15 protein-coding genes are annotated in these 17,016 nt (G+C 27.4%); 12 read left to right on the forward strand and 3 right to left on the reverse strand.

Annotated elements, in window-relative coordinates; all coding sequences use genetic code 11:
* From asnB to F555_RS0108535, 12 genes are all read left to right on the forward strand, one after another.
* Entirely contained in the window at positions 1–1,890 is a 1,890-nt protein-coding gene (gene asnB / locus F555_RS0108480; RefSeq protein WP_018154798.1) for an asparagine synthase (glutamine-hydrolyzing), read from the forward strand.
* A complete protein-coding gene (locus tag F555_RS0108485; protein WP_018154799.1) occupies positions 1,878–3,134 on the forward strand; it encodes a glycosyltransferase family 9 protein in 1,257 nt (418 codons plus the stop codon). The genes asnB and F555_RS0108485 overlap by 13 nt, the downstream gene beginning before the upstream one ends.
* On the forward strand, positions 3,124–4,092 hold the full coding sequence (locus F555_RS0108490) for a class I SAM-dependent methyltransferase (protein WP_018154800.1): 969 nt from the start codon (positions 3,124–3,126) through the stop codon (positions 4,090–4,092). Before F555_RS0108485 ends, F555_RS0108490 begins: the two co-directional genes overlap by 11 nt.
* A complete protein-coding gene (locus F555_RS0108495) occupies positions 4,089–5,333 on the forward strand; it encodes a glycosyltransferase family 4 protein (protein WP_018154801.1) in 1,245 nt (414 codons plus the stop codon). The genes F555_RS0108490 and F555_RS0108495 overlap by 4 nt, the downstream gene beginning before the upstream one ends.
* Complete coding sequence (locus tag F555_RS0108500; protein WP_018154802.1) at positions 5,323–6,072, forward strand: FkbM family methyltransferase; 750 nt, start codon at positions 5,323–5,325, stop codon at positions 6,070–6,072. The genes F555_RS0108495 and F555_RS0108500 overlap by 11 nt, the downstream gene beginning before the upstream one ends.
* Entirely contained in the window at positions 6,060–7,151 is a 1,092-nt protein-coding gene (locus F555_RS0108505) for a glycosyltransferase family 4 protein (protein ID WP_018154803.1), read from the forward strand. The genes F555_RS0108500 and F555_RS0108505 overlap by 13 nt, the downstream gene beginning before the upstream one ends.
* A gap of 5 nt (positions 7,152–7,156) precedes the next feature.
* On the forward strand, positions 7,157–7,873 hold the full coding sequence (locus tag F555_RS0108510; protein ID WP_018154804.1) for an FkbM family methyltransferase: 717 nt from the start codon (positions 7,157–7,159) through the stop codon (positions 7,871–7,873).
* Between the two features lie 289 nt (positions 7,874–8,162).
* Positions 8,163–9,260 carry a glycosyltransferase family 4 protein gene (locus F555_RS0108515; protein ID WP_245547936.1) on the forward strand — a complete coding sequence of 366 codons (1,098 nt, stop codon included), beginning with the start codon at positions 8,163–8,165 and terminating at the stop codon, positions 9,258–9,260.
* Entirely contained in the window at positions 9,253–10,377 is a 1,125-nt protein-coding gene (locus tag F555_RS0108520) for a glycosyltransferase family 4 protein (protein ID WP_018154806.1), read from the forward strand. Before F555_RS0108515 ends, F555_RS0108520 begins: the two co-directional genes overlap by 8 nt.
* Positions 10,358–11,848, forward strand: a complete 1,491-nt coding sequence (locus F555_RS0108525; protein WP_018154807.1) for a B12-binding domain-containing radical SAM protein — start codon at positions 10,358–10,360, stop codon at positions 11,846–11,848. The genes F555_RS0108520 and F555_RS0108525 overlap by 20 nt, the downstream gene beginning before the upstream one ends.
* 42 nt (positions 11,849–11,890) lie before the next feature.
* Positions 11,891–12,361 carry an acyltransferase gene (locus tag F555_RS09155; protein WP_018154808.1) on the forward strand — a complete coding sequence of 157 codons (471 nt, stop codon included), beginning with the start codon at positions 11,891–11,893 and terminating at the stop codon, positions 12,359–12,361.
* A gap of 9 nt (positions 12,362–12,370) precedes the next feature.
* Positions 12,371–13,102: a hypothetical protein gene (locus F555_RS0108535; protein ID WP_018154809.1), complete on the forward strand. Its 732-nt coding sequence runs from the start codon at positions 12,371–12,373 to the stop codon at positions 13,100–13,102.
* Here F555_RS0108535 and F555_RS0108540 read toward each other — a convergent pair.
* The 3 genes from F555_RS0108540 to F555_RS0108550 are packed head-to-tail and all read right to left on the reverse strand — an operon-like array spanning position 13,076 to position 17,006.
* On the reverse strand, positions 13,076–14,338 hold the full coding sequence (locus F555_RS0108540; protein ID WP_018154810.1) for a lipopolysaccharide biosynthesis protein: 1,263 nt from the start codon (positions 14,336–14,338) through the stop codon (positions 13,076–13,078). The genes F555_RS0108535 and F555_RS0108540 overlap by 27 nt on opposite strands.
* A gap of 25 nt (positions 14,339–14,363) precedes the next feature.
* Positions 14,364–15,590, reverse strand: coding sequence for a glycosyltransferase family 4 protein (locus F555_RS0108545; protein ID WP_018154811.1), 1,227 nt, complete (start codon positions 15,588–15,590; stop codon positions 14,364–14,366).
* A gap of 39 nt (positions 15,591–15,629) precedes the next feature.
* Positions 15,630–17,006, reverse strand: a complete 1,377-nt coding sequence (locus F555_RS0108550; RefSeq protein WP_018154812.1) for a mannose-1-phosphate guanylyltransferase/mannose-6-phosphate isomerase — start codon at positions 17,004–17,006, stop codon at positions 15,630–15,632.
* Between the last annotated feature and the right edge of the window lie 10 nt (positions 17,007–17,016).

Genomic DNA, 17,016 nt, shown 5'->3' on the forward strand with positions numbered 1-17,016 from the left:
ATGTGCGGAATAAATGGGATAATTAGATTTAATGAAGATATTTTAAGGGAAGAGCTCGAATTAATGAATAAATCCATAAAACATAGAGGCCCTGATGATGATGGCACATACACCAGTTTTAAAAAAGATTATTCCATCGGTTTAGGGCATGTTAGGTTATCAATATTGGATTTAAGTGAAAAAGGACATCAACCTATGGGATATAATATTGAAAAGGATAAAATTATCTACGAAGATAGTGGATTAGATAATGCCGATATAATCATTGCCTATAACGGAGAAGTTTATAACTATTTAGAATTAAAGGAAAAATATAATTTAAAAACTGAAACTGGAACAGATACTGAGGTTATTTTAAAACTGTATAATAATTTAGGCTTTGATTGTGTCAAAGAATTCAATGGAATGTGGGCTTTTTGTATTTTTGACAAGAGAAAGAATATCATTTTTTGCTCAAGAGATAGGTTGGGGCAAAAACCATTTTATTACTATTGGGACGGGAAAGAATTTATTTTTTCCTCTGAATTAAAGGGAATAATATCTGTTAAACCAATAAATAAAAAAGAAAATATTAATAAAGATGCTGTTGATTTGTACTTTTCATTGGGCTTTATTCCATCTCCCTATTCAATATATAAGAATGTTTTTAAATTGGAAGCTAGGCAGAATTTGATTTTTGACTTAAATAAGAAAGAAATTAAAAAAGAATATTACTGGGAGCTCCCTGATTATAATCCAGTTTATGATAAAAAAAAGTTAATTGAAGAAGGAAAAAAACTACTTTGTGATGCTGTAAAAATAAGAATGCGTTCTGACGTACCTGTTGGAGCATTTTTAAGTGGTGGTTTGGATAGCTCAGCGGTTGTTGGAATTATGAAAGAGTATACTGATTTAAGTAAGTTGCATACTTTTTCAATAGGGTTCGAAGGAAAATATGATGAGACCTATTATATTAACATAGTTAAAGATCATTTTAAAACCAATCACCACCATTATTATTTTAAGGAGGAGGACTTTGAAGAATTAATTGATAAATATAGTTGGATTTATGATGAACCTTTTGGAGATTACAGTGGTTTTCCAACTTATAAGGTTAGTGAATTGGCGAAACAATTTGTTACTGTTTCTCTGAGTGGGGATGGTGGAGATGAGATTTTTGGAGGCTATAGGTTTCATTTAATTAGTAAAAGAATAGAATATTTAAAAAAGATTCCAGAGTCTATTAGAATGTTATTTTTAAGAATACTTGATATAAATTTATTAAAAAATTTTAATTTTTTATTTTTAATCAAAGAGGCTGTTAAACTCTCTCTAGCTGAAAATTACAAATTTTATTCTGAGCTATTGGAGGGAGATTTTATATATGGAAAAAAAGGAAAGTATTGGGTGGAAAATAATTTAAAATATTGTATGGAAATAACAAATAACAATTTACCAGAAACGGTAAGAATTTTTGATTTGCTGTTTAGAACATTATCTGATAATTTTTTAGTTAAGGTTGATAGAGCATCGATGGCAAATGCATTGGAGGTTAGAAGTCCATTTTTAGATTACAGATTTGCAGAATTTAGCCAAAAAATCCCAAATGAATTTAAAGTTAATTTCTTTAAAACAAAAAAACTAATGAGGGAGATTATTAAGGATATTTTGCTAGATGAGATAGTTAATAGGGGAAAGGGAGGTTTTGAACCGCCATTGGATAAGTGGATTTTGAATGAAAAATATGGCAGTATTTTGGATAATGGAATTGCTATTTTAGAAGACGTTGGGTTGGAGCACTTGGTTAAATTTTATAAAACTAAAATTTTAAAGAAAAATAATAAGCTTTATAATATTTACAAGATTAGGTTGTTTTTATTTGTTAAATGGTGGAAAAAATGGATAATGTAATTTGTAAAAATTATAAATCCATGAATGGAGAAATAAAAATAGTAATTGTAAATAAAAATTGCCCATACAGTTCTAAAAATACAAAAGTGTCAAAAATTCACTTAATGGGACGTATTGTTGATAAAATAATATCATTGGGTGTCGCAATTTTCCGGAAAGTTTTAAAATATTTTTATATTAACACACAGGAAATGAAACACAATATTTTAATATTTAAACAAGATAGGTTAGGTGATTTAGCAATAACAATACCATTACTGTCGATTTTAAAAGAAAAACTTCCAAATTATAATGTTGTATTAATAACTAGCCCATCGAATTACGAGTTAGCAAAAAAAATACCCTATGTTGATGAAATAATCCCTTTAAGCAATAGAAATTTGTGCATTGATTATAAAGAAATGGCAAAAATAACAAAAAGAATAGGTAGCTTATATAAATTTATGAAATATGATTTAAAAGAATATATAAAAGTTTTAAAATGTTATTCTAATAGCAAATACGGGATTGATTTAGTAGGCAGAAGAAGAAATGCGTTAATTATGAAAATTTTAAAAATTAAAAAAATCTGTGGTTTTGAACTTTCTCCATTTAGTTTTTTGTATGACTTTAAGATACAATATATTGAGGATGAAAATATTATCTTGCAATTTTTAAAATTCTTAGAAGCCCTCAATATACATAATTATAACTTAAATACCAATCTTGCATTAAATGGATTTAAATACCTAAGAAAAACAGGTGAAATCGATAAAAAAATAGTAGGTGTCCACTTAGGATTTGGCGGGGAAAAATGTCGTGATTGGGGACTGGATAATTTTTTGGCTTTAATTAACATGTTAATAGACAATAATTATTATGTAAAAGTATACTATAGTATTTATGAAAAAAAAGAATTTAACCGTATATATAATAAACTAAAACATAAAAGCAATATAAAATATATTTTTTGTCGTAATTTAGATATATTTTTACAAGAACTTGAGGATATTGACATATATATGGGTATAGATGGGGGACCTTCCCATATAGTAGATATATTAGGAATACCAAATATCATACTTTTTTCTAGGGAAAATCCCTTTAAATGGGGCCCATTTATGAGTAAATCCACAATTATAAAAGGAATTATTGAAAACTGTGAAATTAGAGAATGTGGTGAAAATATATGTATAAAGACCATTACGCCAAAACTTGTATTTAACGAGATTAAAAACATTGTTGGTGAAAAAGATGAACAGTAATAACGACATTAAATGTCCAATATGTGGAAATAACCCATATTATAAATTTACAAAAACCAATTTATTGGGTTCTTTTAAATTTTATGAATGTAAAAATTGTGGTTTGTTATTTGTAAATCCAACACCTACAAAAGAAATGTTAGATTTCTATTATTCTAAAATATTTACTCTTCCAAACAATCAAAAATTAAAAAATATTAATAAATTTTCAGGAATTTTGAAAATGCTAAATACTGATATCACAAATAAAAAAGTTTTAGATATAGGGTCTGGAAAGGGCGATATTATTAAATGTTTTTATAATTCAGGTGTGAAGGAGATTGTTGGGGTAGATATTGATAAAGATTTAATAAAATTAAAAGATAGTATTTTAGATGAAAAAATAGATGTAATAATCGGGGATTTTTTAAATGTTGAAAATAACTTAAAAAATGAATATTTTAACATCATTACAATGTTTGATGTTATTGAACATTTTACGAATCCAAAGACTTATTTAGAAAAAGCACTCTCTAAATTAAAAAAAGGAGGTAAAATAATAATAACTACTCCAAATATGGGCTCTTTAAACTATAAAATATGTGGAAAATACTGGGATTGGGTTTCACCACCTGCACATCTTCATTATTTTTCACCAAAATCATTAACACTATTGTTAAATGAATTTGGGATATATAACATCCAAACATATTCGTTTTATGGGGATTGGGAGGATAGTTTGATATTATCAACACTTAAACTGCCATGCGCTATATTAAAATACCACATTAAATGTTTAGCACTGCCACTTGTTAGAACTAGAATGTTAAATAACATAAGGAATCAAAAAAATAATAAAAATTATGGTGATAAATCCATAAATCTCCCAAAGAATTTAGATTTTTTAAAATGTTTTGACAAATATATTTATAATTCTTTGAGTTATCCACACTTGATGGTGGTGGGTGAAAAACAATGAAAAAAGGTAAAACAAATATTAATATTGTCTTATTTCATTCTTTTGAACGAAAGTGGTTTCTAAAAAATAATATTACAATAGAATTTTATGAAAATTTAGAGACACACATAACGAAAATACTTTGTAGATTGATAAAATCATCTGAATTTACAAAATATTCACCTAAATTCGTATTTTTTACAATATATAAAGAATATGATAATTTACTTTTAAAACATAGATGTGGTTTTAATATGAATTTAGTGTATGTTAATTTATTCAAGCTAACAATACCTTTGGAAATTTCACTATCACTATTAAATCAAATATTTAATATCAAAAAATCAGAAGTGTCTATTTGGCATCTAAATACTTATTATTATTTAATATTTGATTTTGTAGTCCCAATACTAAAATTAAAAAAACAAAAAATAATAGCACATCATAGAGGAGGTGGATTTAGTTGGAATCCTATCGCAATACCTTATTCAATTTTTCAATATATATTAATGTTGCCCATACTATTGAGATTAGTAGATAAAATTATTGTTCAAAACAAATATGAACTCAATAGATTGATAAAACAATATATGATAAGCCCCAATAAAATTGTTTGGATACCCAATGGAATTGATATTAAATTATTTAAGCCACTCCCTGAAAATGAACGAAATATTTTAAGAAAAAAATTTGGATTTAACGAAGATGAGTTCGTAATCTTGTATGTTGGAAGAATAACAAAAGGAAAGGGTATTTTAAAACTTCCGGAAATAATTGAAAAATTAGTAAATGAGCATGATGCAAAAAAAATAAAATTCTTTATCATTGGTGATGGTGATGATAAAGAAAAATTAGTAAATGCATTAAAAGAAAAAAAACTATTAGATTATGTTAAATTCTCAGAGGGGTTTATAAATGATATAAATGAACTAATAATCCATTACAATGTTGGAGATGTTATGGTTCATCTAAATACAAAATCCGAAGGTTCTCCAAATGTGGTTTTAGAAGCACAGGCATGCGGCTTACCAGTAGTTGGATTTGATATTCCTGGTGTTCAAGATTCAATAATTAATGGTAAAACTGGCTTTTTAATAAAAAATAAAGATTATGAGGATTATGCTGAAAAACTTAATATATTGTATAGCAATAAAGAACTACACAATGTTATGAAAATTGAAGCAAGAAAAAATATAGAAAAAAATTTTAATATTGATGATATCATTAAAAAGTATATTGAGGTATATAATCATGTGCAATAGACAATTGTTTTTTAAATTATGCCAAAATTTATCAAAGATTGTACCTGAAGGCAAATATAAAGAAATACTTAGACTAATATTTTATAAAATACTAAGCATCCCCATAGGAATTACAACAATAGAAATAAAAAATACAAAAATAAAACTTATAAAGACAATAACAATGATCGATAATAAGAACGAAGTTGAAGATTATTTAAAATTTTGTAATATTAAAGAAGGTGACGTAGTTTTAGATTGTGGGGCATTTTACGGAGTTTTTGCCATTTTTTGTGCTAAAAACAATAAGACAGGTAAGGTAATCTGCATAGAACCTGATCCAACAGCCATGAAACTTTTAAAAAAGAATATTGACATAAATAAATGTAATAATATTGAAATATTAAATATGGGCCTTGGAAAAACAAATCAAGAAATGATGTTATCAGCAGGAGGGGCTGGATCAACTATTTATAGAAAAGGCATCACTAAAGTTCAAATTATGAAGGGAGATTATCTATTTCAACATATGGAAAAGATTGACATAATTAAAATGAATATCGAAGGAGCAGAAATTGATGCTTTAAATGGGATGAAAGATATTCTTAAAAAGTTCAAACCTTTATTATTAATAATGGCCGATCATGAAATTAACGGTAGAATAACATATTTCGAAGTGATGGATATTCTTAAGGACATAGGTTATGAAAATATTACTTTAACCGATAAAAAAATGGTGGTTGCTTCGTGGAAAAAATAATATTGTTTAGTTTTTATGGTAGGAGTGGAATGTGGCATTATGCTACACAATACGCCAATGCATTAAGTAACTTTAAAAAGGTCTATTTAGTATGTCCAAAATACTCGAAAAAAGAATTTATAGAATATAATAATACTTCACTAATAGAAATTAATTCAAACCCGTCTATTAAAAAATTTATTATTGAAACTTTAAATATATGTCAGCATATTGATTTGTTTCTCAAAATACTAAAAATAAACCCTACAGCATTACATTTTTTAGATAATCACCCTTGGAGTATATTGTATGCGCTAATATTTAAACTTCTAGGTTATAAAATAATATTTACACAACACGATCCAATTCAACATACTGGAGAACCCAGAGGAAATATACAGGGAATTATAAATAAAATACAGATGAAATTGGGAGACTATATAATAATTCATAGCGAATTTTTAAAAAATATGGTTTTAAAGAAATTTAATATTTCAAAAAACAAAATTATTATTTACCCACATGGGCATTATGCATTTCTATTAAAATATAAAAAAGATAACATTAGGGAAGAACCCTATACTATATTATTTTTTGGTAGAATTTTAAAGTATAAGGGTTTGGATTTACTACTTAAATCTTTATTGATTTTAAAAGAGGAAGGATGTAAATTTAAACTCATTATTGCCGGTGAAGGTGATTTAAAACCTTATAAAAAACTAATAAACAAACTTAAAGAATATATTGAAATACATGATAAATATATTGCGGAAGAAGACATTCCTTATTATTTCCAAAAGACATGTTTAGTGGCCTTAACATACCACGATGCTACGCAAAGTGGTATAATTCCTATTGCTTATCCTTTTGGAAAACCGGTAATTGTCACAAAAGTTGGGGGTTTGCCTGAGGTTGTTATAAATGGGAAAACCGGATATATAGTTGATAAGAATCCAGAAGAAATTGCAAAATCGATAAAAAATATACTATACAATCCATCCGTTCAAGATGAAATGAAAGAAAATTGTAAAAAAGCAACTTATGAACTTATTGATTGGATTGAAAACATTAAAAAAATTTTATATATTTATGAAGGGTGACGCATATGGTATTACCAGAAGTGATAAAAGATTCAATATTATTCAAAAAAATATATTACGGTTTCTCAATAGGGACTAAATTAGTGAATTTAAGGGGAGTAAATGTTAAAGTAAAAAGACAGATTTTCAACAAATATGCAGAATTTAATCCAGAGATAGAAAATTATATTAAAAAAAGGGATATTAATAAAAATGATATTGTTCTGGATATTGGTGCTTATGTGGGATACTTTACTTTATATGCTGCTAAAAAAGCAACTAATGGGAAAGTAATCACGTTTGAGCCCATTCCTTGGAATTATAAAATCCTAACTGACAACATCAAATTAAACAAATTAAACAATGTGGAACTTCATAAATTAGGAATTAGTAATATCAAGAAAGAAATTAGATTTATAGGAAAAGGTGGAAGTTCCAAAATTGAAATGGAAAAAGGTGATTTAATAGTACCTGTTACATCTATTGATCTTTTTTTAAAAGATAACTCTATCAATTACAAAGATGTATCTTTTGTTAAGATGGATATAGAAGGTGAAGAAGTTAATGCAGTTGTTGGTGCAAGAAATCTAATAAAAAAAGGATCCGCATTCTGGGCAATTGCATCATACCACAATGTAAACGGCAAACAAACATATGAATTTTTAGAACAATATTTTAAAAAATTTGGATATCATGTTTTTACCGAAAAAAAAGGCCATATGACTACTTATGCATGGAAGTGAATAAATTTTTTCAGAATACAATTAATTAACCAATAATAACCAACAACATAAATATGATCTGGGACTCACAAATAAGAAGCTTAATACTCAAGTAAACTTTGTAAAAATTTTAACAAAGTCTTAAGAATGAACTTTAAAATATGGCATTAATAAATATTTCAATATTGCAAGAGGGCTTAAAAATAATAAATCGATCACATATTAGTAAGGGGGTGAAAAAATTAGCAAGTTTAAAAAAAAAGAAGAAATTATATTTATTCTAAATTCTGATTTTGGTGTTAGGAATACCATTGGAGCCAGGGCATTACCAATAGCAAATGAAGTCTCCAAAAATAATAATTTAACTATATTATGTAGAGGATATAATAAAGATTTAAAAAAGGAGTTTAATATTGTCCAATGTTTTCCTTATGCTGATTTTATTATGAAAGTATTTACGGCAATTCCCATATATATTTCAAAAAATTTTCCAGCAGGAAGAGTAAAAAATGATATTTTTGAATATTTTACGGTAAGAAAATTAAATAAATTGAAAAATATTAGCATAATTCATTCATGGGATTATTTGCCGAATATATATAACCATGTAAAATCTAAAAACAAAAATATGGTAGTAATTCAGGATGCGACTATGGCACTTCCAAATATTCTTACAAACAAAGAATTATTTGATTTAGTTGGAAAGGACAAACTTGAAACACCAAAATATGTAAAGAATTCTTTAAAATATATTGATTATTATGTTGTTCCATCGGATTTTGTGAAAAAATCATTAATTAATGAAGGAATTAATGAAAATAAAATTTTTGTAGTACCTTTTGGAGTAGATATAAATAAATTCAAACCTAATGAAAAAGATTATAATGAGTCATTTAAAGTCGCATTCTCAGGGAATGTTAATAGTCGAAAAGGTATTCGATATTTAGTTCAAGCCTGGAAGGAATTGGATTTAAATGATGCTGAATTAAATATTTACGGCAGAGTTTACCCGGAAGTTAAAAAATATCTTAAAGATGCTGAGAAATACAATATAAGGTTGCATGGTTTTGTAAATAATCTACACGAGGAACTTCTAAAAAATCATGTTTATGCGTTTCCTTCATTACTAGAAGGTTCTGCAAAATCAATTTATGAGGCATTAGCATGCGGACTACCGGTTATAACCACTGCAAACTCCGGAAGTATTGTTGAAAATGGTTTAGATGGTTTCATAATCCCTACACAAGATGTTGAAGCTTTAAAAGAGAAAATTTTATTTTTTTACAATAATAGAAACAAAATCGAAGAGTTTGGAAAAAGGGCGAGAAAAAAGGCTGAACAACATACTTGGGAAAACTATGGAAAAAGAGTTAATGAAATTTATAAACTGGTGAATGGTGATGACTAAGATTTTATATGTCCATAATGCAGATTTTTCAAAACCATGTGCAAATAGGATTCAAGTTTTAAACATGTGTAAGGCATTTAGAAAAATTGGGCAGGATATTACTCTTATGAGTTTTAATAATGATAACTATAATATCAAAAAAATTTATAATGAAGATGTTGATTATAATACAATTTCTTTGAAACCTTTTATAAATTATTATTTTAGAAGTTTGTTGTTATTCTTGAGATTTTTAAATATAAAAAATAATTATAATTATGTTTATACCAGGGATTTAATATTTGCTTTTTTAGTTTCAAAATTCTTTAAAAATAAGAAGGTAATTTATGAATTGCATGATTTATCAAATGGTAAGTTGTGGCACCTTCTATTTAAACAAACTTTTAAAAATTTACATGGATGTGTAGTTATCAGTAAAGGTTTAAAAGAAGAATTAATAAAAAATGATTTTAATGATAATAAAATACATGTATTACATGATGGTGTAGATTTAGATAAGTTTGATGTTGATATTTCAAAAAATGAGGCAAGGAAAATATTAAATTTACCAAAAAATAAAACGATAATATCATATACAGGAAGTTTGCAGAAATGGAAAGGATATGGAACATTTTTAAAATCTTATGGCTATTTAAAAAATAAAGAAAATATTGTTTATTTGGTTGTTGGAGGTAATGAAGAACAAGTGATTAGGTTGAAAGAAAAATATAATAATAAAAACATTATTTTTGTTCCTTTTATTGAAAATTCTAAAATTCCTTTATTTTTAAAAGTATCAGATATTTTAGTTATCCCAAATTCTTCTAAATATGAAATTTCAGTTAAATATACTTCCCCGTTGAAGTTATTCGAATACATGGCGTCAAAGAGACCTATTATAGCAAGTGATTTGCCAAGTATTGGGGAGGTCGTTAGTGAAGATGACGTTCTGTTTTTTAAACCAGATAATGAAAAAGATTTAGCGCTAAAGATTGAAGAACTTATAAATGATAATAGAATGCAAAATAAATTAGTAAATAATGCATTTGAGAAGGTTAAGGAATATACTTGGGAAAAGAGGGCTAAAGAGATTATCTCTAAGTGTTTGGAGGGAAACTATGAAATTAATTTTAATTAATATTACCAGTACATTGAATAAAAATTTAATGCCACATTTAGGTTTAGGTTATGTAGCATCCTATGTGGTTTATCAAAAATTAGCGGATGTGGATATTATTGATTTAAGTTTTTATGAAAATCCGTTTGAGATGTTAATTAGAGAATTGGATAAAATTAAAAATAAAGGACTAAAAGATGAAGAAGTTGTTTTTGGAATATCCATGAACACCCACAATAGATATTCCGTCAAAAAAGCATCGGAAATAATTAAAAGTAAATTCAAGAATTCATTGGTATTTAGTGGAGGGCCACACATCACATTAGAACCAATGGATACATTAAAAAATTGTAGGGCAATAGACATAGGGATAATCGGAGAAGGTGAATTAACTGTTTGCGAATTACTTAAAGAATTAAAAAATAATAGCTTAAAAGATAATATAGACAATATTTTGGGAATTGTATATAGGGATGGAGAAAATATAATTGTAAATCCAAGAAGATCTAGAATAAAAGACTTGGATAAAATACCATTTCCTGATAGGGATGCACTAAATGTAAAAAAATTTCCACCATTGCATATTCCCGGAACCAATCCAAAAGAAGTTAAGGGTACTAATATGATTGGTAGTAGAGGATGCCCATACAAATGTGTATTTTGTTCTGTGGCTGATCAATGGGGTCGTCAAACAACTTTTAGATCGCCTGAAAATATAATTGAAGAAATAGAATTGGTATATAACAAATACGGATATAATGGCATATACTTCTTTGATGACACATTTACATTATCGAAAAAAAGAACAGTTGATTTTTGTAATCTTATGATTGATAAAAATTTAAATGAAAAAATTTCATGGTTTTGTGAAATAAGGGCAAATACTGTAGATTATATCTTATTAAAACTAATGAAAGAAGCAGGATGCACGGGTGTTGCAATGGGTGTTGAATCTTCTAATCAATGGTTGTTAGACAATGTTATTAAAAAGGGAATTACTATTGAACAAGTTAAGAATGTTATAAAATGGTGCAATGATTTAAACATACATCTTAAATGTTTTTTTAGCATAGGTCACCCCGGGGAAACTTTTAATATGGCATTAGAAACATTAAAGTTCCGGGATGGTATAAGATGTAGTGAAAAAGCAATATCATTTATGAAAATTTATCCAGGAACCCCATTATATAATATTGCAAAAGAACGAGAAATAATCCCAAAGGAGTTTTCATGGTTTAAGCATTATGACAATCTTGAATGGCAATCTTATGACATAAATGTAGGTAAATATACAGTACCCGTGTTTAGGGATAAAATGGACGAAAAAGATTATGCAAAACTAATGGCTTATTTAAATAAAAATAATTCATTAATAAAAATTATTGGGGAAAATATAAATCGTATTAATTCTCGAAATTTTATTAGATACTTGGTGTTGGGCAGCATATTTATCAAAAATAAAATATTATTCAAACTTAATATCACAAAATAAAACGTGCGCTTTCAAGTTAGATAAAAAGATAAGCGGGATAATATGAGTCTTAAAAAAATTGTAATTAGTAAGTATGTCGTCATTAAAAGTAATTTAAGAAAAATTAAATATTGGAAATATATAAAATTTGGTAAAGGAGTATATCTTGATGGAAAACTGATTATACGCGGGAGTAACAATATAGAAATCGGAAATTATTCAAGATTAAGTGAAGGCGTTGTTCTAAATGCAAGAGATAAAATAAAAATTGGTAAATATTGCCATATTTCATCGTATGCTCAATTGCATACTGGAGGTCTGGACCTAACTAGACCTTACACGAGTAGACCCCATATAAGCAAACCAATAATAATAGAAGATGGAGTATGGGTATGTTCTGGGGCCATTATACTTCCAGGGGTGAAGATAGGTGAAGGTAGTGTTATAGCCGCAGGAGCCGTTGTTACTAAAAATGTCCCACCTTATGAACTGTGGGGAGGGGTTCCTGCAAATAAAATAAGAAGTCTAAAATAAGGGGTAAAAATGAACAAATTAAAATTTTTATATTTGGACAAAAAATTTAGAATACCAAGGATATGGTCAAATAATGAGCTTAAAAAATTTGCACATTTATTTCATGGCAAGGTCATTAATGTCAGTGGTTGGAAAGATATCGACAAAGAAGGAAAAAGATATATGGATTATTTTATACATTCATCAGAATATTGGATTTCAAATTATGAATCGGAATTTAGGGGATTCCAGGGGAATTTGGAAAATGAGATATTTCTAGATTTAACAAAACCTTTGCCTGATGAATTAAAACAAAAGTTTGATGTGGTATTTAATCATACAACATTGGAACATATATTTGATATATTCATAGCATTTAAAAACTTATGCGAATTAAGCAAAGATGTAGTTATAGTAGTTATTCCCTTCCTTCAAGAGCAACATGCAGAGTATGGCGATTATTGGAGAATTACACCACTTGCCATTGAAGAACTTTTTAGAAGAAATAATATGAAACTGATTTATATAAATTTCAATGATTGGAGTAATGGCAGTATTTATATTTTTGCAATAGGTTCGAAATATCCTGAAAAATGGAAACAAATATTGGAACATTCGGATAATAGATTAAAAGATATAGATAAATATTTTATTGGAAAGAAAATAATTAAAAATTCAATAGTGCGGTATTTAATAATAATTCTTAATAAGATATATAATAAATTAAAAAATAAATTACTTGCAGTACTTGAAAAAAAATAGAAATGTGATTACCATTACAAATGACCTATGAATAATTCTTGCCATAATTGCTCCTAAAAGTCCATAAAAATAAATTCCAATTAAACTTAGTACTATTAATAATATGGCAGAGTAATTATAAAATTTATTTATTAAATCTCCTTTTTTTTCTTTTATTAAATAATTAAATGGCAATATGTATAACATAACTATAAAACTCATATGGTATAACATACTTAACCATACATAGTCATAGTATTGTATGTAAAACCATTTAAAGATGAAAGGGGCAACTACCCAATAAATTAAAATTAAAAAAACAACAACTAAAAAAAACTTTTTAAAATGTTTCATTAAATCCTTTTTGCTCAAATCCTGGGAGGCAATTTTAGGCAGTAACATGGGCGTAAATGCATTTGCTAACATTTTAATCTGATTTGGAAGTAATGTAACAATTTTAAAAATGGCTAAACTAGAAAATCCTAAAAAATAAGCGATAACCAAACTATCAAAGTTGTTGGCAATATTTGAAAATGCCTGAGAATAACTAATATTTTTTCCAAATTCGATACTATGTTCATCAATTTCATTATTTTTTACATATTTTTTAACATAGAATAAACTAAAATATCCATTAATCAGGATTTGAACTAAAACAGTAATTACAGAAATCCAAAAAACACTCTCTGTAAAGAATACTACGGCAACTATTAAAATTGTTGAAATAATGTTAAAAAAAGAAGATAATTTAGTCAGAATATCGAATCTTTTTTTACCATTTAATAATGCGGAATAAAATCCAGAAATGGAATAAAAAGGAAATAAAGACGACAATATTAAAAATATTAATGTTAAATTAAATCTTCCAAAGAAGTATTCATGAACAGAAACGCATAACAATAATAAACCGCCCAGCCAACTCCATTTAAAAACATCTTTCAGAGCTCTAAAATATGTTCCTTCATAACCTTTTGCAACTGCCTGAACAACTGCAACACCCATTCCTGGAAGTGCAAAAATCCCTGCAATACCTAAAACTGTCATTACAAAACTATACTCTCCAAAAACTTCTTTTGACAGCAAATTAGCAAAAACTATACTTAAAATAAACCCCTTTAAAGTTCCGAAGAATTGTCCAATACTTAACCAAAACCCTCCTTTTATAAAATATGGAAGGTCCAAACCTACCTTTGAAGAGTACTTTTTTGCAAGATTATATAATCTATCTTTTAAATTGTTGTAGTGTTTCTTTACCATGTAAATCCCGATTTCAAACTTTTGTTTATTTTTTCAATAATTTATTAAAAATCTTTTTATATTTTTCAACAGAGCTCTGCCAATTAAAATTATCTTTTATAAATTTTTTTGCATTTTTCCCGTAAATTTCTATTAACTCCTTATTTTTAATTAATTTAATAATTCCATTTTTAATTTGTTCGGGACTGTTATCTTTTAACAAAATACCTGTGTTTCCATCAATAACGACTTCATCCCCACCTTCATAAGGACTTGCAACAATTGCCTTTCCACAACACATGGCTTGCAACAATGAGCTCGACAAACCGCCACCCTTATAAGACGAGTGAATATAAATATCAGACGCTTTGACAATCCCTATTGCATCTTTAAAATCTTTTTTCCCAGTGAAATAAATGCTGTTATCCAAATAATCTCCTGAAAGTTTTTTAAGTCTTTCTAAGTCCTCACCATAACCTACAATAATTAAAACAGTTTTTTCTTTTATATTTTTTGGGAGCTCCTTGTATGCCTTTATAATATTTTCGACACCTTTCCATTTATACAGTCTTCCAACAAAACATAATTTTATTTTATCACGAGTATTGCGAGTGATATTAAAAACGGATAGGTTTTTATTATCTTTAAATTTTTTCTCAATATATTTATTTTTTTCAATACTTTCAATATATTCAATTTCTAATCCTCGATATATTATGGGAATGTTACTGTCATCAATAAAATTTTCTGTTATAAAATCCTTAACCGCCTTTGATATTGCTATAACATAGTCAGATTTTTTAAATATAAGTTTTCCAAGAACAATATCATACATATAAGCCATTTTATTTGTAAATTCACTCTCTAACTTAATAAACGCACTTCCATGTTCAACGTGAATCAACTTTTTCCTATTCAATCTAAATTTTGCAAAGAAAAATCCCAATAATGTATTTGAAAAAAATCGAGTCCTTGTCATGACAATATCAAAATCAATTTTGTATATATTAAAAAACATCTTCCAAAATTTAATATTAAAAATATTTGGGACAGGATAATTTGATATAATTTCGAATGCAGGATATCTATAAATTTTAACATTATTATGTTTTATTTCAAACTCTTTGTATTTTGGAATATTTGGTGCAAATACATAAATATCATAATTTTCATCCTTTGATAGATACTTAACAAATTCATCCACATGAGTTTCTAATCCGCCAATATGAGGAACATAATAACCTGGAAATATAATTAGTTTTATACCATTCATTTTATCACAATGAATATGACTGATTAACTTATATTTTATTCATTCTCTCCCCCATTCATCATTAAACCTTACAATATCGTCTTCCTCTAAATATTCTCCTGCCTGTATCTCAATAACTTCCAAAGGTATCTTTCCAGGATTTTCCAATCTATGTTTTAAACCACTTTTAACAAATGTGCTTTCTCCGCTTCTAACAAAATATTCCTCTCCTTCAACAACAACTTTGGCCGTACCTTTAACAACTATCCAGTGCTCACTTCTATGATGATGTAATTGGTAGCTCAGTTTCTTTTCCGGCAAAACTGTAATCCGTTTTATCTTATAAAATTGACCTTCTTCTAAAATTGTATAGTGGCCCCAAGGTCTATGAACCTTTTTATGGAATTTTGTTCTTTCATCATTTCTCTCTTTTAACTCTTTAACAACATCTTTAACCTTTTGAGAGTGTTCTTTTTTACATACTAATAAGGCATCTTTTGTATCAACGACAATTAAATCTTCTACTCCTATTAGAGAAACCAATTTCCCATCATGGATGTTTATTAAATTATTCTTAGAATCTATTAAAACATTCTCACCATATGTGACGTTTCCATGTTTATCCTTTTCAAATTCTTCATAAAATGCATCAAAACTACCTAAATCACTCCACTTTATATTTAACGGCACTACGGCAACTTTATCGGATTTTTCCATGATTCCATAATCTATTGAAATATCTGGGACATTTTCGTAAATTTCATTTATGTTGTCTGAGTTAAATGCCTGGTATACTTCTGGGCAATGTTTTTTAACTTCTTCTTCAAAAAGATCGGTTCTAAATAAAAACATACCACTATTCCATAGGTATCCTTTTTCTATGTATTCTTTTGCGGTCTCTAAATTAGGTTTTTCTTTGAATTCTTCAACTTTATATCCTATATTCTCCAATTTTTCGGAAGGGTTTATATAACCATAGCCAGTATGTGGTTTATTAGGTTTTATTCCAAATGTTACTATATAATTATCTGCTATTATTTCGCCTTTTTTTACTGTACTTGTAAACTCCTCCTCATCATCAATCAACTGATCGGATGGAAAAACCCCTACAACATCATCGCCATGATTTTTAATTTCTTTTACACCATAATAGATGGCTGGAAGGGTATTTCTTCCAACTGGCTCAATTAAAATGTTATTTTCGTTGAATTCATATCCCAATTCTTCTATCTGCCCAAGAACTATAAATTTATGCTTTTCATTTGTAATTACGTAGATATCGCTTATATCATCTGTTAAACCTAATGTTCTTTCAAAGGTCTTTTGAAATAAAGATTTTTTGAATTTTTTAAGTCTTAAAAACTGCTTTGGATAGTATTCACGGCTTAACGGCCATAATCTAGTTCCGCTTCCCCCTGCTAAGATAATAGATTTCATTTTTCCACCT

This window comes from Methanothermococcus thermolithotrophicus DSM 2095 (assembly GCF_000376965.1).
Lineage (GTDB): Archaea > AGJL01 > Methanococci > Methanococcales > Methanococcaceae > Methanothermococcus > Methanothermococcus thermolithotrophicus.